The sequence below is a fragment of the Mycobacterium sp. E787 genome, assembly GCF_001668725.1.
In the GTDB taxonomy this organism is placed as follows: domain Bacteria; phylum Actinomycetota; class Actinomycetes; order Mycobacteriales; family Mycobacteriaceae; genus Mycobacterium.
On sequence record NZ_LZKL01000095.1, the window covers coordinates 77138 to 99321 of the forward strand.

Below are 22184 nucleotides of genomic sequence, written 5' to 3' on the forward strand. Positions count from 1 at the left end.
AAGCCGGGTCAGGTGAGCCGGATCATCCGATCTTGTCGAGCCGGAACGGCTGGTCGATGTAGAGCGGCTTGTTGGTGCCGCAGGCGCCGCTGGGCCCGGACGTCTGTTCCCGTCCGGCGAGGACCGGCGACCCGTTCACTTTCTCACCGGTCTCCGGGTTGGCGGGATAGAAATGGATGACGTCGTGACCGGTGAATGACGTGCCGTCGGGACAGGTTGTCCAATTGGGAATGTCGCGTTTGACGAACCAGGTGGAGCCCTCGTTCATGAATATCGGTGCGGTCCAGCCCTGATCGCTGACGACCGTACCGTCGCACCGGTAGGCCGTGGAGCACGACGTGGTGATGGTCCAGGTGCTTCGCACCACCGGTTCCTGGTGAAACACCTCGTTCGTCCGGGCCCAGTCACCGACCACCGTGGCCGTGTACTTCCCGTTGATAGAGGGGTCGTAGGCCCGTGCGGACGGGGCCGCGTGCACGGCGCCGGCCACGCCGACGGCCACCAGGGTTGCGCTGATCGCCATATTTACCGGACGCATCATATGCTCCTTGACGCGCTGAATACCGCCAATTCCAAGCGAATCGAATTCACAGACTAACACCGCTGCGGCATGTCACGGAATGGTTTAGCCGATGCTCAGGGAAGGCGCTCACATGACATCGAATTTATCGATGAGCCACGATCCTTTTACCTTTGCCATCGTTACCTTCAGGCTGCTCGACGTCACCACCGGTTCCGGCTTGGCCCTACTCGTGGTCTTCTGCCTGATGAAGACAAGCACGACAGCCGAATTCGGGTGCAGTTCCGACACCGCGGCCTTGACCACGCTGGCGGTCGTCGTGACCTGGCCGCGCTGCGCCGACGGCTCCACAACCTGGTCGGCGAACCGTTGGTAGTAGGCCAGATAATCCTCGGTGAGCCGGGATTTGGCGTTCGCGAAATCGCGGTCAAGAGTCTCAGGAGAGTAGGACAGCAATGCCACCGCACCATCGCCGGCCGCCCTGATGACCTGTTGCGCCGCGGTGCGGTCGGTCTGCAAATCCGGATTGTAGTCGAAATAGAATATCCGGGCCGCATTGCCGAGGGTGGCAATCAGCAGGAGGGTCAACAGGATTGGACGCCACCGTGCCAGGCCACGCCGCGCCCAGCGCCTGATCGCGCCGGTTCGGCGGGTGGGCGCCGGCTGCGGAGTCGCGTCTGCGGGCGCCGCGCTGTCGACCGTCACGGGACGAACTCGAGTCTCGAAACCTTGAGCTGCCCGTTGTCGCGCTGGATGGTGACGACGATCCGCATCGACCGCGATTCCGGCTTAGGGTCACCGGGTTTGGTGATCTCGGACTTCGCCGCGATGAGGACAACCGCGGAATCCTGGCTCATGGACTGCACAGCCGCGGCTTGCACCGTGCCCTTGGAACTGACCTTGGACTGCTCGACAGCCTTGACGGCGTCCTCACCGCCCATCAAGATGCTGACCTTGAATGTCCCGGTAGTGTCGTCGACGAAGCGCTGCAGATCTTCTCGCGCCCTGGTCGCATCGATCGTCATCATCGTCACGATGGCATTGCGGGCCGCCGCGGCGAACTCCGAGCTGCGCTGCCTTTGCTGCACGACGCCGCGGTGATGCCACACCAGGTACCCGCTGCCCGCCAACGAGGCGCAGACGACGCCGACCGCTGCGATCGCGGCCACGGCCCTCCGGCGTGGGCGACGCAGCCGCCGCCGGCGCGGCGCCGACTCGGTCGCCTCGGCGGGGCTCCCGCATTTATCGCCCAGGGCCGCCTCGGCCTGTTGGCGCAACCGCATCGCCCGGGCGCGCGCGGCTTCGGCACGGGCTTCGGCCTCGGCGATTTCTGCGGCTTCTCCGACCGGGGAAGACGCTGGCGCCGACGGGGCCACCAGGGGTCGAGAGCCGGCGACGGTGGCCCCAGCGGGAAGCTTGCGCCGAGGCACTGGATCACCTCCTCGTCCGCGCCTACAGGAGAGCCACATTATCACTGCCAGGCGGGCATGCCGGCGGCGGCGACAGGCGCATTGGATGCATATCTTCTCGGAGCCGGAGAATTCTATTCCCAGCGGTGGGCCAAGTAATTTAAAGTGATCCCGTGCGATTCATCGTGGCAGCGGTCGCCGCATTTCTGGGCCTCGGCGTGTGCGTGGCGCCGACGGCCGGTGCCGCACCGGTGAATTGCGATTATCCGGACTGCACGCCGGGCATCATGCCGCATCAGGTGCTCGGTGCGCCGTGCGACAACACCACCTACTACGTCTTCGGAACCGCCGACTACTACGTGTCTTTCGCCACGCAGCCCGGGCGCCTGATGTTCTGCGGCTCGCCGAGGCGCTATCAGCCCCGGTGGTTCCGGTCCCCCCCGATGGCCGGGGTCAAGGACGAGGGCTCGTCGTGCGTCGACTACCCGGAGTACTACGTCGCGCAGGCGCCGGACGGCCTGTTCCTGGTCTGCAACGCGCACGACGGAACGCAGGTTTGGGAGCGCGGCGACACTTAGCCAGCGTCAGGGCCGGTTGTTCGGGATCTCCGGCCAGTCCTGGAACGGACTGGGTCCCCAGTAGTCGAAGTTGTGGACCGTGCCGTCCATGTCCCGATGGTGCGCGTCGTGGCAGGTGGTCGGATCCCATTGGGGTCCCCATGACGGGTCAAACGCCTGGCCCGGGCACCAGTGGTACCCGACGAACGGCCAGGGCGGGTTGTCGGCCTGAGCGACCGGGGTGGTGCCCAAGCCGGCGCTGACGATGATCGCTGCGGCGGCGACGCGCGCGACTGTCTTCATGAAAAGAACCGTACCCGAGCGCCCGGCGAACCGGTCAAAAAATTTGCGGAGCTCGCGGCCTCAGTCGAGCGCGCCGATCAATCGGCGCGTGATGCGCCCCAGCTGGGCACGCAGGGCGTCGTCGTCGATGTCGGCCACCAAGGGCGACACCACCCCGACCGCGATGGCCCCCGACAGCACCGCCGCCGACACCCGCGCGTCCTCGGCGGCGTCGTCGAGCAGCACACCGTAGAGGCGCTGGATGAATTCCTGGAATGGTTCGTGCTCACCCAGCAGCCGCACGATGACGGGATCGAACTGCAATGTGCTTGCCGCGCCGCGCCGTTCGACGGCGACATCGATGACCCGGTCGAGCAGCACATCCCGGGCCCTGCTCCGATGGTCATCCGCTTCCGCCGCCTCCAGGGCCTCCTCGAGACCGCCGAGTTCGCGCTCGGTGAGCGCGATGACGATTTGCTCCTTGGTCTTGTACTGGTGGTAGACGGCGGCCTTCGTGACCCCGATGGCGTCGGCGATCATCTGCAGCGAGGTCCCGCCCACACCATGCTCGGCGATCAACTGCAGCGCGGCATCGAGGATGCGCGTCTGTGCGGCGCTGCGCGTGATGAAGCGAAACCGGCTCCTGGTCGGCGGTGAAACCACACTCCGAAGCGTAGCCGATCGGCTATTGACCCCGGCTAGCCGATCGGCTAGTTTCCTGACTAGCCGAGCGCGGCCAACCGACCGGCGCGCTGGAGGGAGTCACCGATGACCGGCGTCGCCGCCGACAACGCTCCCGGCCACCCGCGAAAGGCATTGCGGCGCACCGACGGCGAGTTGATCCTGTTGTGGACGTTGCCCGTCACGCTGATCATCTGGATCGCCTGCTTCTTCCTGTTTCCGGGCTTCAACCCGCCGATGTCGCCGACGATGACGGCGGACCAGGTGGCCGCGTTCTACCGGGATCCGGCCCACCTCCCGCAAATCCGCTACAGCATGATCGTGTTCAACTGGTTCGGCGTTTGCCTGGTGCCGATTCTGGCGCTGATCGTCCTGCAGGTCCGCAGGATGGCCCATCGGACCCCGATCTTCTCCTACGCGCTGCTGGGCTGCGTGGCCGGCGGTCCGACCCTCTTCCTCATCGCGAACGTCTGCTGGCTGCTGGCCGCCTTCCGCACCGAACGCAGCCCCGAGCTGACCCAGTTGCTCAACGACTTCGCGTGGATAACGTTCACGATTCTCGTTCCCTTTCTCATTGGGCAAAGCGTGATCCTCGCCCTGGCAATCTATTTCGACGATCAGCCGCGCCCCGTCTTCCCGCGCTGGGTGGCCCATTTCAACCTGGTCGTGGCGGCCGCGCTGGTGCCCGCGGCGTTCGTCGGCGTGGCCCTGACGGGCCCGCTGGCCTGGAATGGCGTCCTGTCGTTCTGGGTGAAGAACGTTGCCATCGGCGTGTGGATCGTCATGATGGGCGTCGCGCTGGGCCGGGCGGTTTATCGCGAGCGCGCCGAGAACGCCAGGCGCGGAACGGAACTGGCCGGCGCATGAAGACAGTCCTCACGCCGTCGGCGTCCGAAGACACGCCGCCTTCGGGGCCGTTGCATCGCCGGCTCGGCTGGCACCTGCGGTACGGCCCCAAGCGCGAGTTGTGGCTGGCCTGGGCGGTGCTCGTCGTCTTCTACACCCTCTTCTTCCCGGTGTTCTTCATCGTGGCGCAGGTCCAGCCGCCGGCGCAGCCCACCTGGGACCTCGCGACGCAGGCGCACTGGTTTCACGAGCGCCACCTCGGGATACCGGTCGGCTTCGGCATCATCTTCGCTGTCGGCGGCATGATCGCGATCAATAACGCCCTCATCGCGTATTCGATGCGGCGAATGTCGGTCAGCCCGGCGTTCGGGTATTCGTACCTGGTCATCTACTCGCTCAGCGCGGTTCCCGGCATGCTGCTGCTCAACATCGCGCTGATCGTGGGGACGCTGCGACCCGAGCGAGACCCCGAAGCGCTCGGCTGGCTCTACGATTTCGCCTTCTTGTCCTTCGACGGGACCATGGGGGTTTTCCTGATCGGCTCGCTGATCTGGATGGCCGCGATCCTGCTCGACCGGAATCGGGTATTCCCCAAATGGTTCGGCTACCTCAACCTGTGCAACGCGCTCACCGAGGTCGTGGTGGCGCCGTGCTGGATCTTCCGGCGGGGCGTGTTGGCGTGGAACGGTCAGATCGCCTGGTGGCTGGACATGGTCGTGTTCGGCGTCTATCAGGTCACGTTCATCGTGATGCTGTTTCGCCTGATCCAGCGCGAGGACTTCGGCACCGGGCCGCTCCCGCTGTCTAAGGCCCGCCCGTCCGGGGAAGCGGTGCCCGCGTGATTACCGAGGGGGCCGACCGGAGCACGCGCGCCCGATTCGTGCCCGGCCAGCCCGACATGTGGGTGTTCGTCCTGTTCGAAACGCTGGTCTTCACCGGGTATTTCGGCTTCTACCTGTTCTATCGCAGCCGAAGCCCGGAGCTCTTCCTGCACTCGCAGGCGCAGCTCGACCTGCGCATCGGGGTCGTCAACACGCTGGTGTTGTTGCTGAGCTCCTGGTCGGTGGCGCGCTGCGTCCAGTCGTCGCGGGCCGGCGCATACCGAGCGGCTCTCCGGGACGTCTTCATCACCTTCGCCTTCGCCGCGGTGTTCCTCTTTTTCAAGGTGTTCGAGTGGGTTCGGTTGGTCCGCGGGGGAAACGGCTTCGCCAGCAACGACTTCTTCACCTACTACTTCTTCCTCACCGGAATTCATTTCGTGCACCTGCTGATCGGTTTCTTCGTGCTGGGTGTCGTCGTCTACCAACTTCGAAGCACCGCCCGGCGATCTCAGGAAATCATCGAAACCTGCGCCACCTACTGGCACACGGTCGATTTCCTGTGGGTGCTCATCTTCGCGCTGCTGTACGTGGTGAGGTGACCGGTGATCGCATTCAACAAACGGCTGTTGGTGGTTTGGCTGGTGCTGGCGTCGCTCACGCTGGCCTACCTGGCGATCGACCACTCGGCGGGTGGTTCGCGTGGGCCCAGCGCGGCGGTCACGTCCAGCGTCATCGTGATCGCGGTTATCAAGGTGCGCATCATCTTTCGCGAGTTCATGGAAGTCAGGCAAGCGCCGGCCCTGCTGTGCCGCCTGACGGACGCCTGGGTGATCCTGATCGCCGTGAGCCTGCTGGCGTGCTACTTCGCCGGGATGACGATGCGGTGATGCGCGGCGCCGATGCCTGCTCGGCAGTCAGGCCGGCGTGAAGGTCAGGTGCAGCTCGCTGAGCCCGCGCAGGATGTACGTCGGCTCATACGTGTAGCGGCGGTCGCCGGCGGGCCCGTGCTCGGCCTCGTCGATCTTGATGTCGACCATCCGGTCCAGGATGCGCTCGATGGAGACACGGCCTTCGACTCGGGCCAGCGGCCCACCCGGGCACGAGTGCACGCCGCGCGCGAACGCCATGTGCTCGCGGACGTTCTTGCGGCGGAGGTCGAACTCGTGCGGGTTCTCGAACCGGCGTGGATCGCGGTTGGCCGCGCCCGGCAGCACCATGACGACGGTGCCCGGAGCGATGTCGACGCCGCCAACCGTGGTGGCCTTCCGCGCCAGCCGCGAGTCACACTTGACGGGGCTGTCCATCCGCAGCGATTCCTCGATGAACCCCGGGATCAGGGTGCGGTCGTCACGCAGCTGTTGCTGGATGTCGGGCCGGTCGCCCATCACCTGCAGCGCGGCGCTCAGCAGCTTGGCCGTGGTTTCCTGCCCGGCCGCGAACAGGAACGTCGCCGAACGAACCACCTCGATGACCTCGGGCGTGGATCCGTCCGGATACTTCGCGGTCGCGAGGGAGGTGAGCACGTCGTTGCGCGGTTCGCGCCGCCGTTCCTCGATGTAGGAGCAGAACTTGTCGTCGAGCCATTCCAGCGGGTTGATGCCGACGCTCTCATGGTCGAGGGCACCCACCCGCGCGTCGGGGCGGTCGGCGCCCAGCACGACCCGAAACTCCTTGTGGTCTTCCTCGGGAACGCCGAGCAGGTCGGCAATCACCAAGGTGGCGAACGGTTTTGAGTATTCGCCGATGAATTCGCAGCGGCCGGTGACCAGAAATTCGTCGAGCTGGCGGTCGGCGAGCCGCCACATGAACTCCTCGTTCTGTTTCAGCCTGCTCGGTGTCAGCAGCTTGGCCAGCACCGACCGGGCGCGGGTGTGATCCGGCGGGTCCATGGTGACCATGTGCTCGTTCATCGGGAAGTAGCTGCGGTGCTCGTCGATCTGCGGGCTGATGTCGTCGCCCTCGGGCGTAAACGGCAGCGGCGGGAACGGCCCGCCCAGCGCGACGATGTTCGAAAAGGTGTCGGGGTCCTTGTAGACCTCGCAGGCCTCCTCGTAGCCGGTGACCGCGACGACGCCGTGGTGCGGCAGTCGCAGCACCCGGTTCCGGCTACGCAGGTAGTCGAAGTAGGGGTGCGGATCGGGAACGAGAGATTGATCGGTGAAGAAATCGATCGTGTCGAAGTCGCTCATGTTGTGCGTGCCTCCAAAAGCGGCGCCGGCCGAAGGGTGGTTCGGCGGCGAGACTCTGCGCCGCCCAAGTCCGATATGCGTGAAGTGCTGAGCACCTGCTTAGCATGGCGGTAATGTCAGGGTCAAGGTCGCCACGCCCGGCCGACTCCCGACCTGGCTACGATCGGGCATGGCGACACCGAGGTGTCGCCGGTACGTCGAGAGTACGGAGTCAAAGGCATGTCGTCTGCTTCCGCGGCCCGCAGGCTCGGGGCGCCGGACGCGAAGAACCGCGGCCTGCTGCTCGATGCGGCCGAGCAGTTGATGATCGAAGAGGGCTATGCGGCCGTCACGTCGCGCCGGCTCGCCAGCCGCGCCGGGCTCAAACCCCAGTTGGTGCACTACTACTTCCGCACCATGGACGAGCTTTTCCTCGACGTCTTCCGCCGCCGCGCCGAGGAGGGCCTGCGCGTGCAGGCGCGAGCGCTGCAAAGCCGTCAGCCGCTGTGGGCGCTGTGGAGATTCGGCACCGATCCCGGGTTCACCCGCATCTCAATGGAGTTCATGGCGCTGGCCAACCACCGCAAGGAGATGCGAGCCGAAATCGCCTATTACGCCGAACGTTTCCGCGAGGAGCAGCGTCAGGTGGTGGCCGCGGCGCTGCAGCGTTACGGCGCCGAGAGCGAGGACGTGTCGCCGGTGGTGTGGACGGTCCTGATGACCAGCCTGTCGCGGTTCCTGGTGCTCGAGCAGGCCGTTGGGATTGCCGGCGGTCACGCCGAAACCCTGGAGCTGGTCGAGAGTTACCTGCGCCGCCTGGAGGGTGAGCCGCAGCCCATTGCCGGGGTGCCGCCCACCTGGGTCGTTCACCAGGTTCGCAACGAGCAGAGCGCCCCTTTGGGGCCGATCTTGGAGACCACTACCTTGCCGTCCACCGACAAATCGCATTGAATGCCGCCCGCTGCCATCGGTTCATGACCGGTGGTGGCGGTGACCATCGCCCACTGATCGGGGTTGAGCAGGTTCACCGGCTGCACCCATGGCTTACCCGGCCCGACATCGGCGTGGACCTGCGGCGTGAAGACATAGGGGTTGTGGCTGTAGTCGGAGAACAGCGTCGGATCCTGATCCTGGTAGAAGATGTCCACGTAGGCCGGGCTCGTGGACGAGACGACGTACACGACCTGGTGGAAGACCGGGTCGGCGTGCGCCCGCCCGGGGTTGACCGGCCAGGCCGCCAGGCCGAGCAACATCGCCGAGCCGAGGCCCAACAGTTTCTTCGCGGTGCTGGTCATCTCGCTCCTCCGGCTGCCGGGCGCGGACTGGCGGTGCGGTTCATCACCCGCTCTGCGGCCTGCCAGTGGGCGTCGGCAACCCACAGCCGTGCAAAGGATGCTATCGCTTCATCAGCGGAAACGCCGCTGATTACCCGTTTTATCTCGGCAGCCGGGTGGCGGGCCAGCGACGTGGCAACCGATCGCCACCCGTCGTCGAACGAGGCGCGGGGAAAAACAAGGTCCACCAAGCCGATCCGCTCCGCCTCCGCGGCACCGAGGGTCATTCCCGTGCCCGCCAGCAGCAACGCCTTGCTCTTTCCGACGATCGCGGCCAGTCGTTCGGCGCCGCCCCACGCCGGCATGATCTCCAGCGTCACCTGATTGAAGGCGATCTTGATGTCGTCGGCGGCCACCCGGATGTCGGCGGCGACGGCGAATTCGGCGCCGCCGCCGAAGGCGTGGCCGTTCAGGGCGGCCACGACCGGCGCCGGAAACGCCGCCAGCTGGTCGCAGATCGACCTCATCCGTCTGGCCATCGCGGCGGCGTCTGCCTCGGTGCGCAGCGCGCTCAGCTCCTTGAGATCCCCGCCGGAGACGAACGCCCGATCGCCCGCGCCCTTGATGACGAGGGTGCGCGCACCCGCCGCGGCGTCGATCGCCTTCTCCAGCTGCTCCATGGTGTCCAGGGCGATGGCATTGCGCGCGTGCGGGCGATCGATGGTGAGCACCGCCAGCCCGTCATCGAGCTCCAGGTCCACCATGTGGTCATCGCTCCAATGATCGGGACGGCCGGGAATCGCCGATATTGGCATTCTCTTGCGGGGAGAATAACATCATCGCGGCAGGCCAAGAACTGTCGTCAGCGGGATCGAGGTGGCCGAGTGCGTAACCGAATCGTGGCGATTGCCGCCGCGGCGCTTGCCGTAACCGGCGTCGGCGCCTGCAGCCCGAAGCCGCAAAGCCCGATCTCCAGCTCCGCGTCGGTGTCGGTCAACGGCAACGACGCGAACATCCATGTGGTCAAGTGCAGCCAGCTGGAGTGGTATCGGACGATCGAGATCGGCGGCGATTTCGCCGGGGCGAAGGTCGTCATCGACCAACGCGCCGAGCCGCTCACCGCCGAGTCGGTGCGAATCCAGAATCTGGGCGGCTTCACCGGCATGTACTCGGCGCATGACGGGGGCAACGCGGACATGACCCTGAGCGGTGAGCGGTTCACGATCACCGGGACCGCCAACGGCTACAAGACCGACAAGCCGGGCGAACCGGCTTCCGCGTCGTTCAAAATCGTCGCGACCTGCTGACCGGGGGGTTCGTTAGTCGCCGCCGAGCGTCCCCAAAAGGCCGTACTCTCTAGGGCTCTCGCCGCTCGCTGGACACGGTCGCACGTAACGTCTTCACATAGGCCTCGGCGACGGGTCGCGGTCGCGCCAGCGGACCGCGGTGGTCCAGGCCCGGCATGTCGGTGACGCCCGCGGCCGGCAGCCTGGCGGCGATTGCGGTCGCCGCCGTCCGGAAGTAGGGCGGGCTGTGTTGGCCGACCATGAAGTGCACTGGCGTCGAGATCGCGTCGTATGCCGACGCCGGTCCGTCCAGACGCAACGCCTCTCGCCCTTCCTTGGGAACCGTTGGCAGCACCTCGCGTTCGGCTTTCCACACGGTGTTCACCCCGAGCCGGCTGACCGCCAGAGTCACCCCGAAAGGCAGGTTGTCGAGGTGACGCCCGATCTGGAGGCCGCGGGTCAGCTCGGCTATCGCACGTGCGTGACGTCCCTCTTCGACGGACCGGGTGAACGAGGGCAGGAATCCCAGCGGCATGGAACCGGCGACGCTCACCGCGGCGTCGTAGACCACCACGGAGTGAAGTTGCTCGCGATGCGCCCGCAGGGCCGTTTGCAGGGCGGTCAGTCCGCCGAAGCTGTGTCCGAACAGGTGTCGGGAGCCGGTCTCCTCCAGGACCGCCAGAGCGTCGTCGCACTCTCGATCCATCCCGTACGCCTCGCCTTGGGGACCGCTTGCGCCGCGACCCCGTCGCTGGACCACATGTACGGTGTGTGATCCGGCCAAAGCCTGCGCGAAGCGGCGATATCGGGCCGGCGGCGCCAGCGAGCCGGACAGAACGACGACGCCGGGCCCCGCGCCGATGCTGTCGAAGGCAATGCGGGTGCCGTCCGGGGAGGTGACGAATCGGCGGCGGAAATCGCGCCTGGCCATGTGACTCCATTCGTGTCCTGTGCCCCGCGTGCAATGTATCGCGTCTGTGCCCACGGCGACGAGACCACTGGCAGTTGCGGCATCCGCGATACGAGAATAATATTCTCCCAAATTGCGAAGGAGGATTTCATGGGGCAGCTGTCACATCGGGAGGACGTCCCGTTCCCGATCTTTGACGCGGATAACCATCTCTACGAGCCGCCGGAGGCGCTGACCAAGTTCCTGCCCAAGGAGTACAAGGACTACGTCCAGTACGTGCAGATCAACGGGCGCACCAAGATCGCGATCCGCGGCCACATCAGCAACTACATCCCCAACCCGACCTTCGAGGTCGTCGCCCGCCCGGGCGCGTGGGAGGAGTACTTCAAGTACGGCAACCCGGACGGCAAAAGCAAGCGCGAGCTGTTCGGCGAGCCGATGCGCGCGATCCCGGCGTTCTTCGAGCCCGGCCCGCGGCTGGAGAAGATGAACGAACTGGGCCTGGACCGCACCCTGATGTTCCCGACGCTGGCCAGCCTGCTGGAGGAGCGGCTGCGCGACGACCCGGTGGCCATCCACGTCCTGATCCACGCGCTGAACGAATGGCTCGATGAGGTCTGGGGCTTCAACTACCAGAACCGGATCTTCACCACCCCGGTCATCACCCTGCCGATCGTCGAGAAGGCGATCGAGGAGCTGGAATGGGCGGTCAAGCGCGGTGCGCGCTGCATCCTGATCCGCCCGGCTCCCGTCCCCGGCTTCCGCGGCCCGCGGTCGTTCGCGGTGCCCGAGTTCGACCCGTTCTGGGAGCGGGTCGTCGAGCACGACGTGCTGGTCGGCATGCACTCGAGCGACAGCGGCTACTCCCGCTACACCTCCGAGTGGGACGGCGCCGAGCAGGAGATGCTGCCGTTCCAGACCAATGCGATGGGCATCCTCAACGAGTGGCGGCCGATCCAGGACGCGGTGGGCTCGTGGGTGATCCACGGCGCGCTCTACCGCCACCCGAAGCTGAAGGTGGCGATCGTCGAGGCCGGTTCCAAGTGGATGACCCCGTTGCTGGACGGGCTGGCCGAGGTCTACCGCAAGGCGCCGGAAGTCTTCCCGAGCGACCCCGTCGAGATGGTCAAGAGCCGCATCCACGTCAGCCCGTTCTTCGAGGACGGCATCGACGATCTGGTCAACCTCGTCGGCGTGGACCGGGTGCTGTACGGCTCGGACTGGCCGCACCCCGAAGGGCTGGCCGAGCCGACCTTCTACGTCAACGCGCTGTCGCACCTGTCCGTTGACGACCAGGCGAAGATCATGGGCGGCAACCTCGGTCGGCTCGTCACGGTGTGACGGCTCGCCGCCGGTCGGCGACGTCGCAGTGGGGGTACCCCCAGCCGTGAAGCGGCGAGGGGGACGCGAAGCGCGATGAGGAGCCGGCCAATCGAACCTGAGTGGCGGACCATCCCCGAGATGGTCTTGAGCGCGGCGGACCGGTTCGGCGACGCGGAAGCGGTCGTCGACGGTCCGCTGCGTTTCACGTTTACCGAAATCGTCGAGCGGATTCGTTGTGCCGCAGGAGCTTTCGCGGACTTCGGTGTCGACAAGGGCGATCGGGTCGCGATCTGGGGACCGAACTCGGCCGAGTGGATCATCGCCGCATTCGGACTGCTGACCGCGGGCGGCGTGCTGGTGCCGGTGAACACCCGATTCAAGACCGAGGAAGCGGGCGACATCATCGCGCGCAGCGGCGCCAAGGCCGTGCTGGTGCAAAAAGGATTTCTGGACCAGGACTACGTTGCGCCGCCGGCGATACCCGTCTTCGATCTGAAGTCCGACTTCCTTTCCAGCGGTTCGCCGTTCGAGCGGCCGGTGGATGGCAACGACGTCTCGGACATCATCTTCACGTCGGGCACGACGGGGCGCCCGAAAGGCGCGATGATGAATCACCGCCAGACGCTGCGCATGTACGACGAGTGGGCGACGCTGGCGGACCTGCGCGAGGGTGACCGCTATTTGCAGATCAACCCGTACTTCCACACGTTCGGTTTGAAGGCCGGGCTCATCGCGTCGTTCCTGCGCGGCGCGACGATGCTGCCGGTCGCGGTGTTCGAAGTCGACCTGGTCGTGGATCTCATTGAGCGCGAACGCATCACGATGCTCCCCGGTCCGCCGACGCTGTATCACTCGCTGCTGACGGTCCGCGATAAGGCCAAGTTTTCGACGTTGCGGGCGGGCGTGACAGGCGCGGCCGACATTCCCGTCGAACTGGTGCGCCGCATCCACGGCGAATTGCCTTTCCAGACGTTGATGACCGGATACGGCCTCACCGAGGCCGGCAACGTGACGCTGTCCCGGCCCGGTGATTCCTTCGAGGACGTGGCCACCACGGCGGGGCTGCCCTGCGACGGGGTCGAGGTGCGCATCGCCGAGGACGGCGAGGTGTTGGTCCGCGGCTACGGCGTCATGCAGGGCTACCTCGACGATCCCGTTGCGACCGCTGACGCGATCGACGCCGACGGCTGGCTGCACACCGGAGACCTGGGCAACCTGGATGAGGCGGGCCGCCTGCGCATCGTCGGACGCAAGAAGGACATGTTCATCGTCGGCGGATTCAACGCCTACCCGGCCGAGATCGAAGGCTTCCTGATGCACCACCCGGCCGTCGCGCAGGCGGCGGTGATCGGCGTTCCCGACGAGCGGCTCGGGCAGGTGGGCAAGGCGTTCGTGGTCTGCAACGACCGCAAAAATACTGTCAGCGCTGAGGAATTGATCGGCTGGTGCCGCGAACGCATGGCGGGCTTCAAGGTGCCGCGGTCGGTGGAGTTTCGGGAAGCGCTGCCGCTCAACGCCACCGGGAAAGTGGTCAAGGACTTGTTGAGTTAGGACCGGGTCTGGCTGTCGTGGGCCCGAAACGTCTCGCGTCAGGCGTCGAAAAATGTCGTTCCAACACCGGCGGGGCTGTTCGAGACGTAGATCGGTCCCAGCGTGAACGGATAATTCCCACTGTTGAACGGGTTACCCGACGACGCGACCTGCGGGGTGTAGGGCGAGGTGACCGTCTGCGAGTACAACTCCTGGCCGGTGCTGGTATAGACCGTGATCGTCGTTCCGATCGGCAGGGGCTCGTCGACGGGAAAATTCGGCGCGGCGGACATCGGGATGGATCCGGCCCTCCCGCCGGAGTCGATGAGCGAGTCGCTCACGGTGTGGAGTGGCCCGTTGTCGATCTGTACCTGCAGGCCACTGGTATGCGGCGCTCCGGAAACCGATGCGACGGGAGTTAGCGGGTTGGGGCCGAAGGCAACGACACCGGCCGGTTCGTTGATGAGTTCACCCTGGCTGAGGTTTCCCGGCAACGCCAGCGTCACGGGGTCGGGGAATGGGTGCCCGTCGTTCGGGCCGACGCCGAGAAACGCGGTCAGGGACGAAAGCGGGATCTGTATCGGAGTGCCCCCGTTTATCGTCTGCGTCGCGGAGGTGGCCACGCCAACGGTGATCGGCGTGGTGACGATTCCATTCCCGAGATCCACCGTGGTTGTGTACTTGTTGTAGTAGACGGTTTTGAAGTTGGAGCTGTTGTCCTCGTACGTGACTTGACTCGACCCGGTGCTCATGCCGAGCTTCGCCAAGTCGACGTCTTGGGGCGGGACCACGAGGCCGGTGGATCCGGTGTCGAACACGACGGGTGCCGTCGGTCCGCCGCCGATGGAGATGTTCACGATCGGCCTGCCGAACTGATCCACCTGCACGAGGATTTCGTTCGCCGGTAATGGTGTACTCGCCCCGGTCGCGCCGGACGTGCCCCATAGCCAGCCGCCGCGTCCTCCCGGTCCGCCGGGACCGCCCGGCCCGCTGACCCCGCCCATGCCGCCGTTGCCGATCAGACCCGCGGGCCCGCCGGCACCCCCGGCGGCCCCGGCGAAGGTGCTGTCGCCGCCTTTGCCGCCGCTGCCGTATAACCATCCGCCGGCCCCGCCCGGGGTCCCTACCCCTTGGGAGTTGGTGTAGCCGTTGGCGCCGTCGCCGATCAGCGGTCGACCGGTCAGCGCGTTGCTGGAGGCATTGACCAGCCCCAAAACGTCGTTCTCCAGGGTCTTCAGCGGCGACGCACCGGCCGCCTCCGACACCGCGTAAGACTCCCCGGCGGCGTTCAGCGCCTGCGCGAATCGGGCCTGAAATGCGTTGCCTTGAGCGCTGAGTGCCCGATAAGCGTGCGCGTACGAAGAAAACAACGACGCGATCGCAGCTGAGACTTCGTCCCCGGCGGCGGCTGCCACGTCGCTGGTCGCCGCCGCCGCCGCGGCGTTGGCTGCGTCCAGTGCCGCAGCGATGCCCGCCACGTCGGTCGCCGCCGCACCGAGCATCTGCGGAGCCGCCAGCACGTACGACATCGTTGCCCTCTCACCGCGAATCGCGCACCCGCCATCGGTGCAACGCAGTTTAGCGCCATACGACACGTACCGGCAGCCTGTCTGATAGGCCTGTCAAGGGTTGGCCAGCGCGTAGGGCGGTAGACGCACACGCGCTGCCGTATGCCAGATACGAGAACCACGTTTCCACAGCATGTTACGCATTTGTGCCGCGCCGGCGCGCCAGCATCGGCCGCACGCACAGGAGAAGGTGATAACGTGGCTCTCCTGGTCTTCACGAGATTCGCGGCGGAAGGATATCGGCGCAAGTGCTCGCGCGCCGGCGCGCAGCCCGAGTAGGGTTGCCCAACGGCGCGGCCGGAAGCGGACTTGCCGCGACGGGCAAGCGATAGAGGAGTTTGGCATTGAGTCACGGACAGCCGTGTTGTCGGGCTGGTGAGCGGTGAGTGGCGGCACCCGCCAGAATGCCGCCGAAAAATCGGTTCCGGTGAACGAGGACGAAACCCCAAGCACTGCCGCCGAAATCCGGGCGCTGGCCGAACAGGCCGAGGCTGAGGCCGAAGAAGCGGAGGCCCTGGCCGCCGCAGCGCGCGCCCGCGCCCGGGCCATCCAATTGCGCCGCGAGGCCGAACTCGCCGAAACCAAGCAACGGGTCACCGAAGCGGCCGTCCCGGCAGAACCGGCCGAGGCGGATGAAACGGAACCCGCCGAGACCGAGGCACCCGACTCCCAGGCGGACGTCGACGACACCGAGGCGGTGGGCGAGCCGGAAACCGCCGAGACCGAAGAACCGGTCGCGGAGGCCGAGGATGCGTCCGCCGACACGGCGCAGCCGGCACCGCGCCGGGGCCGACTTGCCGGACGCCTGCGCCGGCCCAAGTGGTCCACGCTTGCCGCAAGCCTGGCGATCGTTGTCATCCTCGCCGCGCTGGCGGGAAGCGGCTACATGATCAAGGAGCATCGCGACGCGGTCCAGCAGCGTCAGCGTGCGGCCGAGTTCGTCGCCGCGGCGCGCCAGGGGGTCGTGACCCTGACGTCGCTGGACTTCAACAACGCCAAGCAAGGGGTGCAGCGCATCCTGGATAACTCCACCGGCTCGTTCAAGGACGACTTCCTGAAGATGGCCGACGATTTCACCAAGGTGGTGGAGCAGTCGAAGGTGGTGTCGCAAGGCAGCGTTCAGGCTGCGGCGGTGGAACTGGACACGATGACCAAGGATTCGGCGGTGGTACTGGTTGCCTCCACCTCTGAGGTCACGAACGCGGCCGGCGCCAAACAGGATCCACGCAATTACCGGCTGATCGTGACGGTCGCCCGCGACGGTGGCCAGCTCAAAATATCGAAAGTCGAGTTCGTGCCGTGACCGCAGAAGAAACATCGGCCCAGAAGACGGCTGAGGTCGAAGAAACCGGGGAGGTCGCAGAGGTCGAAACGACCGACGCCGAACAGCCCGCCGAGGACGTCGACGCCGTCGACGGCGGGCGAAAGGGGCAGGGTCGGCTGAAGCACCTTGTGGCGCAGGCGAGAAAGCGCTCGTCGGGAAAGGTTCTCCCAGCTCTGCTGGCGCTGCTCGTGGTCGCGTCGCTGGGCTTGCTCGGCGGCCTGTACTGGTTCACCTACCGGCCCGACCGGGCCACCGATGCGGCCGCCAACAAGGCGGCGATCTCGGCCGCCAGCGAGGGCACGGTGGCGGTGCTGTCGTATTCGCCCGACACCCTCGACCGCGACTTTTCTTCCGCGAAGTCGCATCTGACCGGCGACTTCCTGTCCTATTACGACCAATTCACCCAGCAGATCGTCGCCCCGGCCGCCAAGCAGAAATCGGTGAAGACCACCGCCGTCGTGCTTCATGCCGCGGTGTCGGAGCTGCACCCGGGTTCGGCCGTCGTGCTGCTGTTCGTCAACCAGAGCACGCAGAGCAAGGACCGGCCCGAGCCGACCTTCACCAACAGCAGCGTGTCGGTCACGCTGACGAAAGCCAATGGCAGATGGCTGATTTCGTCGTTCAACCCGGTATAGGGCTGTCGCGTTGAGCACCGGCGATATCCACTCGATGGTGATCGCGTCGGATTATCGCGTCCCCGACCCCACCCGGGTGTGGCCCTTGCTCGAGCGCAACAAGGCGGCGCTCGCCGACATCGGCGCACACCATGTGCTGGTCTACACGTCCACCCACGACTACGGCCGCGTGCTGGTGATGATCGGCGTGCACAGCCGCGAGCCCATCGTGGAACTGCTGCGCTCACGGGTGTTTTTCGATTGGTTCGACGCCGCCGGGGTCGAGGACATCCCGGCCGTCTTCGCCGGCGAGATCGTGGACCGGTACGTGCCGCAGCCGCCCGCGCCGGGGGCGCCCGGCGTGGTGGTGTGCGCGATCGCCTCCGTCGAGGACGTGTCGACCCTGACCGCGGGCGTCCGCTCGGCGATCGACAGGTTCACCGCGGCCGGCATCCGAAAGACCTGGGTCTTCCAGGCTTTCGACGACGAGCACGAGGTCCTGATACTGCAGGAGTTTCCCGACGAGGAGGGCGCGCGGCGGTGGATCGAGCATCCCGACGCCGCGGCGCAATGGATGTCGGGCGCCGGCGTCGGTGCCTACCCGCCCCTGTTCGTCGGGCGGTTCTTCGACATGATGCGCATCGAGGGGGACTGAGCGCCCGCGATGTTCGTATGCCTGTGCAACGGCGTCACCAGCCAGACGGTGGCCGAGGCCGTCGCTTCCGGGGCGTCGACGACCAAGGATGTCGCCCGGGCGTGCGGGGCGGGCGCCGACTGCGGGCGTTGCCGGCGAACCATCCAGGCGATACTGCGCTCGTCGCCACCGGGACGGGCCGCGCACCCGTTCTAGCGGGCGCCCTTCGGCGACATGGGACCGACGAGTTGGCCGAGCAGATGCGGTATGTCCAGCCGCGGCAGGACGACCTCGACGAACACCATGCGATCCTGGTTCTCGGCCGCCGCGGTGAAGGCGTCGTCGAGCTCGCCGTAGGTCTGCGCCAGGAACGTCAGATGGTCGGCCACCCCGAGCGCCCGGGGGATCTCTGTCCAAGTCCAGTTCACAATGTCGTTGTAAGGGGCCGTCTTTCCGTGAATCGCCCGCTCGACGGTGTAGCCGTCGTTGTTGACCACGACGATGACGGGGGACAACCCCTCGCGGGAGAAGGTTCCGAGCTCCTGGACGGTCAGTTGCGCGGCCCCGTCACCGATCAGCAACACGGTCCTGCGCTCCGGATGCGCCACCGCGGCGCCGACCGCTGCGGGCAACGTGTAACCGATTGAGCCCCAGAGCGGTTGGCCGATGAAGGTGACTCCCTGCGGCAACCGGTGATCGGCCATGCCGTAGAACGACGTGCCCTGGTCGGCGAGGACCACGTTTCCCGGTGTGAGCGCCACGCAGAGCCGGTCCCACACCATCTGCTGGGTCAGCGGCTGATCGCGCGCCGGGGCGGGCGGCGGCGGCTCGGCCGGGGGCGACGCCACGGCCGGGGAGGTGATGCCGCGCCGGACCAGGATGCCGGCCAACGCCTCCAGTGCGGCGCCCATCTCCAGCGGGGTGAAAACCTCACCGGCGACGCTGCTCTGGTACTGCCCGACGTCGATGGTCCGCGCCGGGTCGATCCGCTGGCTGAAGAAGCCGCTGACCATGTCGGTGAACACCACCCCCGCCGTGACCAGCACCGGCGCATCTTCAATCGCCGTGCGCACCCATTCGGCGCTTGCCGAACCCGCATAGATACCAAGGAAATTCGGGGAGCTCTCGTCCAGCAGGCTCTTGCCCCACATCAACGTGGCGTGCGGCACCACGTCCGCGGACAGCAGCGCCTCGAGCTCTTTGACGGCCTGCAGGCGGTGGACCAGCAGATCGGCGAGCACGGTCAGCCGGTGGTCCGCGATCAGCCCCGCCGCGGCCTCGACGAACAGCGCCAACGCGCGCGGACTGGTGCCGCCGGTGTAGCGCGGCAGCGGCGCGTCGGGCGGTTCGGTGGGGAAGCGCGCCACGTCGGTGGACAGCAGGATGTAACCCGGCCGCTTCTGTTCGCGCACCTCGCTCAGCACCCGATCGATTTCCCTGCAGGCGGTTGCCGGCATGAGATTTGTTTGGGCGCAGGTGATTTCGCGGCTGATCCGGAAGAAGTGCTCGAAGTCGCCGTCGCCGAGCGAATGATGCAACGCGCGCCTGGTGCCCTGCGCGTCCTTCGACGGGCCGCCCACGATGTGCACGACCGGCACGTGTTCGGCGAAGCTGCCCGCGATCGCGTTGGCCGCCGAGAGCTCGCCGACCCCGAATGTCGTTACCACGGCTGACATTCCACGCAGCCGTCCGTACCCGTCGGCGGCGTAACCGGCGTTGAGCTCGTTGGCGCTGCCCACCCACCGAATCGTCGGGTGCGCGACGATGTGATCCAGGAATGCCAGGTTGTAGTCGCCGGGAACGCCGAAGATCTCGGAGACACCGAGCTCGGCGAGGCGGTCCAGCAGGTAGTCACCGACGGTGTAGACGGGATCAGTCACAAGCACGACGGTACGCCCGCTCGAAACCGTTCCGGCCGGCACGCCGTTCGCCTATTGTGCGGGCCATGGCAATCAAAGAATCCCGCGACATCGTCATCGAAGCCGGCCCGGAGGAGATTCTGGACGTCATCGCCGATTTCGAAGCGATGCCGGAGTGGTCGGAACCCCATCAGAGCGCCGAGGTGCTCGAGACCGGGGACGATGGGCGCCCCCGCAAGGTGAAGATGAAGGTCAAGGTCGCCGGGATCACCGACGAACAGGTGGTGGCCTACACCTGGGGCGCCAACGAGGTCAGCTGGAAGCTGGTGAGCTCCGCCCAGCAGAAGGCGCAGGACGGGAAGTACACCTTGGTGCCGCAGGGCACCGGGGGAGAAGCCACGCTGGTCAAGTTCGATCTCTTCGCCGACCCCAACGTTCCCTTACCCGGCTTCGTCCTCAAGCGCGCCGTCAAAGGGACGATCGACTCGGCGACGAAGGCGCTGCGCGAGCGGGTGCTGCAAGTCAAGAAGGGCCAGTAATCACCGTGGGCGGCAGCGGCCCCCTGGCGGGGGTGCGGGTGATCGAACTCGGCGGCATCGGACCGGGACCGCACGCCGGAATGATCCTCGCCGACTTGGGCGCCGACGTGGTGCGGGTGCGGCGACCCGGCGGCCTGACGATGCCGCCCGAGGACCGCGACCTGCTGCACCGCGGGAAGCGGATCGTCGACCTGGACGTCAAGACCCAGCCGGAAACGCTGCTCGATCTCGCCGCCAGGGCCGACGTGCTGCTGGACTGCTTTCGTCCCGGCACCTGCGAGCGGCTCGGCATCGGCCCCGACGACTGCGCGGCCGTCAATCCCCGGCTGATCTTCGCGCGGATCACCGGCTGGGGGCAGCAGGGGCCGGTGGCCCACACCGCCGGCCACGACATCAACTACCTGTCGCAGACCGGCGCCCTCTCGGCGCTGGGCTACCGGGATCGTCCGCCCATGCCGCCGCTGAACCTGGTCGCCGACTTCGGCGGCGGTTCGATGCTGGTGCTGCTGGGCATCGCCGTAGCGCTGTACGAGCGGGAACGCTCGGGCAAGGGTCAGGTGGTCGACGCCGCGATGGTCGACGGCGTCAGCCTGCTCGCTCAGATGATGTGGACGATGAAGTCGACCGGTTCACTGCGCGACGAGCGTGAATCGTTTCTGCTCGACGGCGGGGCCCCGTTCTACCGCTGCTACGAGACCTCCGACGGCAAGTACATGGCCGTCGGCGCCATCGAGCCGCAGTTCTTCGCGGCGTTGCTGGCCGGGCTGGGCCTTTCTCCCGACGACGTGCCCGGCCAGCTCGACATCGGTTCGTACCCAAGGATGTACGAGGTGTTCGCCCAGCGGTTCGCCGGCCGGACCCGCGACGAGTGGACGAAAACCTTCGCCGGAACCGATGCCTGTGTCACACCGGTGCTGAGCTGGAGCGAAGCCGCCACGAACGACCACTTGACCGCGCGGTCGACGGTGATCACGGCCCATGGCGTCGAACAGGCCGCACCCGCGCCGCGCTTCTCCAGGACGCCGGCCGGGCCGGTCGGTCCGCCGCCGGCGACCACCACGCCGCTCGCCGAAATCGGCTGGTAAGCCGAGATTTCGGGCGAACACTGCCCACGCAGGGGGCGGCGGGGTTAAGTTGATCCGAGTGGCCGTAAAAGCATCACGAGAATTCGTCGTTGACGCGCCGCCAGCAGTGGTCATGGAGGCGCTGACGGATGTCGGCGTCCTCTCGTCGTGGTCGCCGCTGCACAAGCACATCGAGGTGATCGACCGTTACCCCGACGGCCGGCCCCACCACGTCAAGACCAAGATCAGGATCTTCGGGCTCGTCGACAAAGAGATCCTGGAATATCACTGGGGCCCCGACTGGGTGGTTTATGACGTCAAAGGGACCGCCCAGCAGCACGGCCAGCACGTCGAGTACAACCTCAAACCCGAGGGCATCGACAAGACCCGCGTGCGTTTCGACATCACCGTCGAACCGGCGGGGCCGATACCCCAATTCGTCGTCAAGCGGGCCACCGAAAACGTTCTCGATTCCGCGGTGAAGGGACTGAGCGACCTGGTCGGCGGCGGGGATTCGGCCACCCCGACCTAGTTGCAGCAGTGGCCGTACAAGCCTCGTCGGAAATCGTCATCGACGCGCCTCCCGAAGTCATCATGGACGCGCTCGCCGACATGGACACCGTGCCGTCGTGGTCCGCGGTGCACAAGAAGGCCGAAGTCATCGACACCTATCCCGACGGGCGGCCGTGCCACGTGAAGGTCACGATCCGGGTGATGGGCATTATCGACACGCAGTTGCTCGAGTACCACTGGGGACCGGACTGGATGGTGTGGGACGCCAAAAAGACCATCCACCAACACGGCCAGCACGGCGAGTACAACCTGACCCGCGAGGGCGACGACACGACCCGCGTGCGATTCGGCATCACCGTCGAGCCGTCGGCCCCACTGCCGGAGTTCTTGATCAACCGGGCCCGCAAGAAGATCCTGCACGCCGCGCTGGAGGGGCTCCGCAAGCGGGTGATGCAGGGCTAG

At 66.5% G+C, this 22184-nt stretch carries 28 protein-coding genes; 17 read left to right on the plus strand and 11 right to left on the minus strand.

Features of this window, described 5'->3' with window-relative positions; translation table 11 throughout:
• Positions 1-22: 22 nt before the first annotated feature.
• The 3 genes from A5705_RS19015 to A5705_RS19025 all read right to left on the minus strand — a co-directional run bounded on the left by A5705_RS19015 (position 23) and on the right by A5705_RS19025 (position 1950).
• Positions 23-538, minus strand: a complete 516-nt coding sequence (locus A5705_RS19015) for a hypothetical protein (protein ID WP_067875282.1) — start codon at positions 536-538, stop codon at positions 23-25.
• 111 nt (positions 539-649) lie between these two features.
• A complete protein-coding gene (locus tag A5705_RS19020; RefSeq protein WP_231964245.1) occupies positions 650-1225 on the minus strand; it encodes a twin-arginine translocation pathway signal in 576 nt (191 codons plus the stop codon).
• Complete coding sequence (locus tag A5705_RS19025) at positions 1222-1950, minus strand: hypothetical protein (protein WP_067875047.1); 729 nt, start codon at positions 1948-1950, stop codon at positions 1222-1224. Before A5705_RS19025 ends, A5705_RS19020 begins: the two co-directional genes overlap by 4 nt.
• A gap of 152 nt (positions 1951-2102) precedes the next feature.
• Between A5705_RS19025 and A5705_RS19030 the strand changes: the two genes are divergently transcribed.
• Complete coding sequence (locus A5705_RS19030) at positions 2103-2507, plus strand: hypothetical protein (RefSeq protein ID WP_067875044.1); 405 nt, start codon at positions 2103-2105, stop codon at positions 2505-2507.
• A 6-nt stretch (positions 2508-2513) separates the two neighbouring features.
• Here A5705_RS19030 and A5705_RS19035 read toward each other — a convergent pair whose 3' ends face one another.
• Positions 2514-2789 (minus strand): hypothetical protein, encoded by a 276-nt coding sequence (locus A5705_RS19035; protein ID WP_067875041.1) that lies wholly within the window; start codon positions 2787-2789, stop codon positions 2514-2516.
• 60 nt (positions 2790-2849) lie between these two features.
• A complete protein-coding gene (locus tag A5705_RS19040; RefSeq protein ID WP_067875039.1) occupies positions 2850-3431 on the minus strand; it encodes a TetR/AcrR family transcriptional regulator in 582 nt (193 codons plus the stop codon).
• 105 nt (positions 3432-3536) lie between these two features.
• Between A5705_RS19040 and A5705_RS19045 the strand changes: the two genes are divergently transcribed.
• Genes A5705_RS19045 through A5705_RS19060 form a run of 4 tightly spaced genes read left to right on the plus strand, consistent with a single transcriptional unit; the run spans position 3537 to position 6003 of the window.
• The gene (locus tag A5705_RS19045) at positions 3537-4316 is read left to right on the plus strand and encodes a hypothetical protein (RefSeq protein WP_067875036.1); all 780 of its coding nucleotides are present in this window, start codon (positions 3537-3539) and stop codon (positions 4314-4316) included.
• A complete protein-coding gene (locus tag A5705_RS19050; RefSeq protein WP_068279260.1) occupies positions 4313-5137 on the plus strand; it encodes a hypothetical protein in 825 nt (274 codons plus the stop codon). Before A5705_RS19045 ends, A5705_RS19050 begins: the two co-directional genes overlap by 4 nt.
• Positions 5138-5193: 56 nt before the next feature.
• On the plus strand, positions 5194-5715 hold the full coding sequence (locus A5705_RS19055; RefSeq protein ID WP_369829612.1) for a cytochrome c oxidase subunit 3: 522 nt from the start codon (positions 5194-5196) through the stop codon (positions 5713-5715).
• A 6-nt stretch (positions 5716-5721) separates the two neighbouring features.
• Positions 5722-6003, plus strand: a complete 282-nt coding sequence (locus tag A5705_RS19060; RefSeq protein ID WP_369803301.1) for a cytochrome C oxidase subunit IV family protein — start codon at positions 5722-5724, stop codon at positions 6001-6003.
• 27 nt (positions 6004-6030) lie between these two features.
• Here A5705_RS19060 and A5705_RS19065 read toward each other — a convergent pair whose 3' ends face one another.
• The gene (locus A5705_RS19065; RefSeq protein ID WP_068279263.1) at positions 6031-7305 is read right to left on the minus strand and encodes a cytochrome P450; all 1275 of its coding nucleotides are present in this window, start codon (positions 7303-7305) and stop codon (positions 6031-6033) included.
• Between the two features lie 219 nt (positions 7306-7524).
• On the opposite strand from A5705_RS19065, the gene A5705_RS19070 reads away from it, so the two are divergent.
• The gene (locus A5705_RS19070) at positions 7525-8235 is read left to right on the plus strand and encodes a TetR/AcrR family transcriptional regulator (protein ID WP_067875026.1); all 711 of its coding nucleotides are present in this window, start codon (positions 7525-7527) and stop codon (positions 8233-8235) included.
• Here A5705_RS19070 and A5705_RS27360 read toward each other — a convergent pair.
• Together A5705_RS27360 and A5705_RS19075 are read right to left on the minus strand one after the other, a co-directional pair.
• Complete coding sequence (locus A5705_RS27360) at positions 8151-8579, minus strand: hypothetical protein (RefSeq protein WP_082956558.1); 429 nt, start codon at positions 8577-8579, stop codon at positions 8151-8153. The genes A5705_RS19070 and A5705_RS27360 overlap by 85 nt on opposite strands.
• Positions 8576-9322, minus strand: coding sequence for an enoyl-CoA hydratase/isomerase family protein (locus A5705_RS19075; protein WP_068279266.1), 747 nt, complete (start codon positions 9320-9322; stop codon positions 8576-8578). Before A5705_RS19075 ends, A5705_RS27360 begins: the two co-directional genes overlap by 4 nt.
• A gap of 120 nt (positions 9323-9442) precedes the next feature.
• Here A5705_RS19075 and A5705_RS19080 point away from each other — a divergent pair, with 120 nt between their 5' ends.
• The gene (locus A5705_RS19080; protein WP_067875017.1) at positions 9443-9865 is read left to right on the plus strand and encodes a lipoprotein LpqH; all 423 of its coding nucleotides are present in this window, start codon (positions 9443-9445) and stop codon (positions 9863-9865) included.
• Positions 9866-9914: 49 nt separating this feature from the next.
• Here A5705_RS19080 and A5705_RS19085 read toward each other — a convergent pair whose 3' ends face one another.
• Entirely contained in the window at positions 9915-10775 is an 861-nt protein-coding gene (locus A5705_RS19085) for an alpha/beta fold hydrolase (protein WP_068279269.1), read from the minus strand.
• A gap of 129 nt (positions 10776-10904) precedes the next feature.
• Between A5705_RS19085 and A5705_RS19090 the strand changes: the two genes are divergently transcribed.
• Together A5705_RS19090 and A5705_RS19095 are read left to right on the plus strand one after the other, a co-directional pair.
• Entirely contained in the window at positions 10905-12095 is a 1191-nt protein-coding gene (locus A5705_RS19090; RefSeq protein ID WP_067875011.1) for an amidohydrolase family protein, read from the plus strand.
• A 75-nt stretch (positions 12096-12170) separates the two neighbouring features.
• Complete coding sequence (locus tag A5705_RS19095) at positions 12171-13628, plus strand: FadD3 family acyl-CoA ligase (protein ID WP_082956559.1); 1458 nt, start codon at positions 12171-12173, stop codon at positions 13626-13628.
• A 38-nt stretch (positions 13629-13666) separates the two neighbouring features.
• Here the strand turns inward: A5705_RS19095 and A5705_RS29035 are convergent, their stop codons facing one another.
• Complete coding sequence (locus A5705_RS29035; RefSeq protein WP_068279274.1) at positions 13667-15136, minus strand: PecA family PE domain-processing aspartic protease; 1470 nt, start codon at positions 15134-15136, stop codon at positions 13667-13669.
• Between the two features lie 466 nt (positions 15137-15602).
• On the opposite strand from A5705_RS29035, the gene A5705_RS19105 reads away from it, so the two are divergent.
• Genes A5705_RS19105 through A5705_RS19120 form a run of 4 tightly spaced genes read left to right on the plus strand, consistent with a single transcriptional unit; the run spans position 15603 to position 17963 of the window.
• Positions 15603-16478 (plus strand): hypothetical protein, encoded by an 876-nt coding sequence (locus A5705_RS19105; RefSeq protein ID WP_231964244.1) that lies wholly within the window; start codon positions 15603-15605, stop codon positions 16476-16478.
• Positions 16454-17134, plus strand: coding sequence for a twin-arginine translocation pathway signal (locus tag A5705_RS19110; protein WP_067874998.1), 681 nt, complete (start codon positions 16454-16456; stop codon positions 17132-17134). The genes A5705_RS19105 and A5705_RS19110 overlap by 25 nt, the downstream gene beginning before the upstream one ends.
• A 10-nt stretch (positions 17135-17144) precedes the next feature.
• Positions 17145-17768, plus strand: coding sequence for a fatty-acid--CoA ligase (locus tag A5705_RS19115; protein WP_067874995.1), 624 nt, complete (start codon positions 17145-17147; stop codon positions 17766-17768).
• A gap of 9 nt (positions 17769-17777) precedes the next feature.
• Positions 17778-17963 (plus strand): bacterioferritin-associated ferredoxin, encoded by a 186-nt coding sequence (locus A5705_RS19120; protein WP_067874991.1) that lies wholly within the window; start codon positions 17778-17780, stop codon positions 17961-17963.
• Here A5705_RS19120 and A5705_RS19125 read toward each other — a convergent pair.
• A complete protein-coding gene (locus A5705_RS19125) occupies positions 17960-19633 on the minus strand; it encodes an alpha-keto acid decarboxylase family protein (protein ID WP_156763163.1) in 1674 nt (557 codons plus the stop codon). The genes A5705_RS19120 and A5705_RS19125 overlap by 4 nt on opposite strands.
• Positions 19634-19692: 59 nt before the next feature.
• Here A5705_RS19125 and A5705_RS19130 point away from each other — a divergent pair, with 59 nt between their 5' ends.
• Genes A5705_RS19130 through A5705_RS19145 form a run of 4 tightly spaced genes read left to right on the plus strand, consistent with a single transcriptional unit; the run spans position 19693 to position 22184 of the window.
• Positions 19693-20145 carry an SRPBCC family protein gene (locus A5705_RS19130; RefSeq protein ID WP_067874985.1) on the plus strand — a complete coding sequence of 151 codons (453 nt, stop codon included), beginning with the start codon at positions 19693-19695 and terminating at the stop codon, positions 20143-20145.
• Positions 20145-21230 carry a CaiB/BaiF CoA-transferase family protein gene (locus A5705_RS19135; RefSeq protein WP_156738277.1) on the plus strand — a complete coding sequence of 362 codons (1086 nt, stop codon included), beginning with the start codon at positions 20145-20147 and terminating at the stop codon, positions 21228-21230. Before A5705_RS19130 ends, A5705_RS19135 begins: the two co-directional genes overlap by 1 nt.
• Positions 21231-21288: 58 nt before the next feature.
• Entirely contained in the window at positions 21289-21741 is a 453-nt protein-coding gene (locus tag A5705_RS19140; RefSeq protein ID WP_082956561.1) for an SRPBCC family protein, read from the plus strand.
• An 8-nt stretch (positions 21742-21749) separates the two neighbouring features.
• A complete protein-coding gene (locus A5705_RS19145) occupies positions 21750-22184 on the plus strand; it encodes an SRPBCC family protein (RefSeq protein WP_067874975.1) in 435 nt (144 codons plus the stop codon).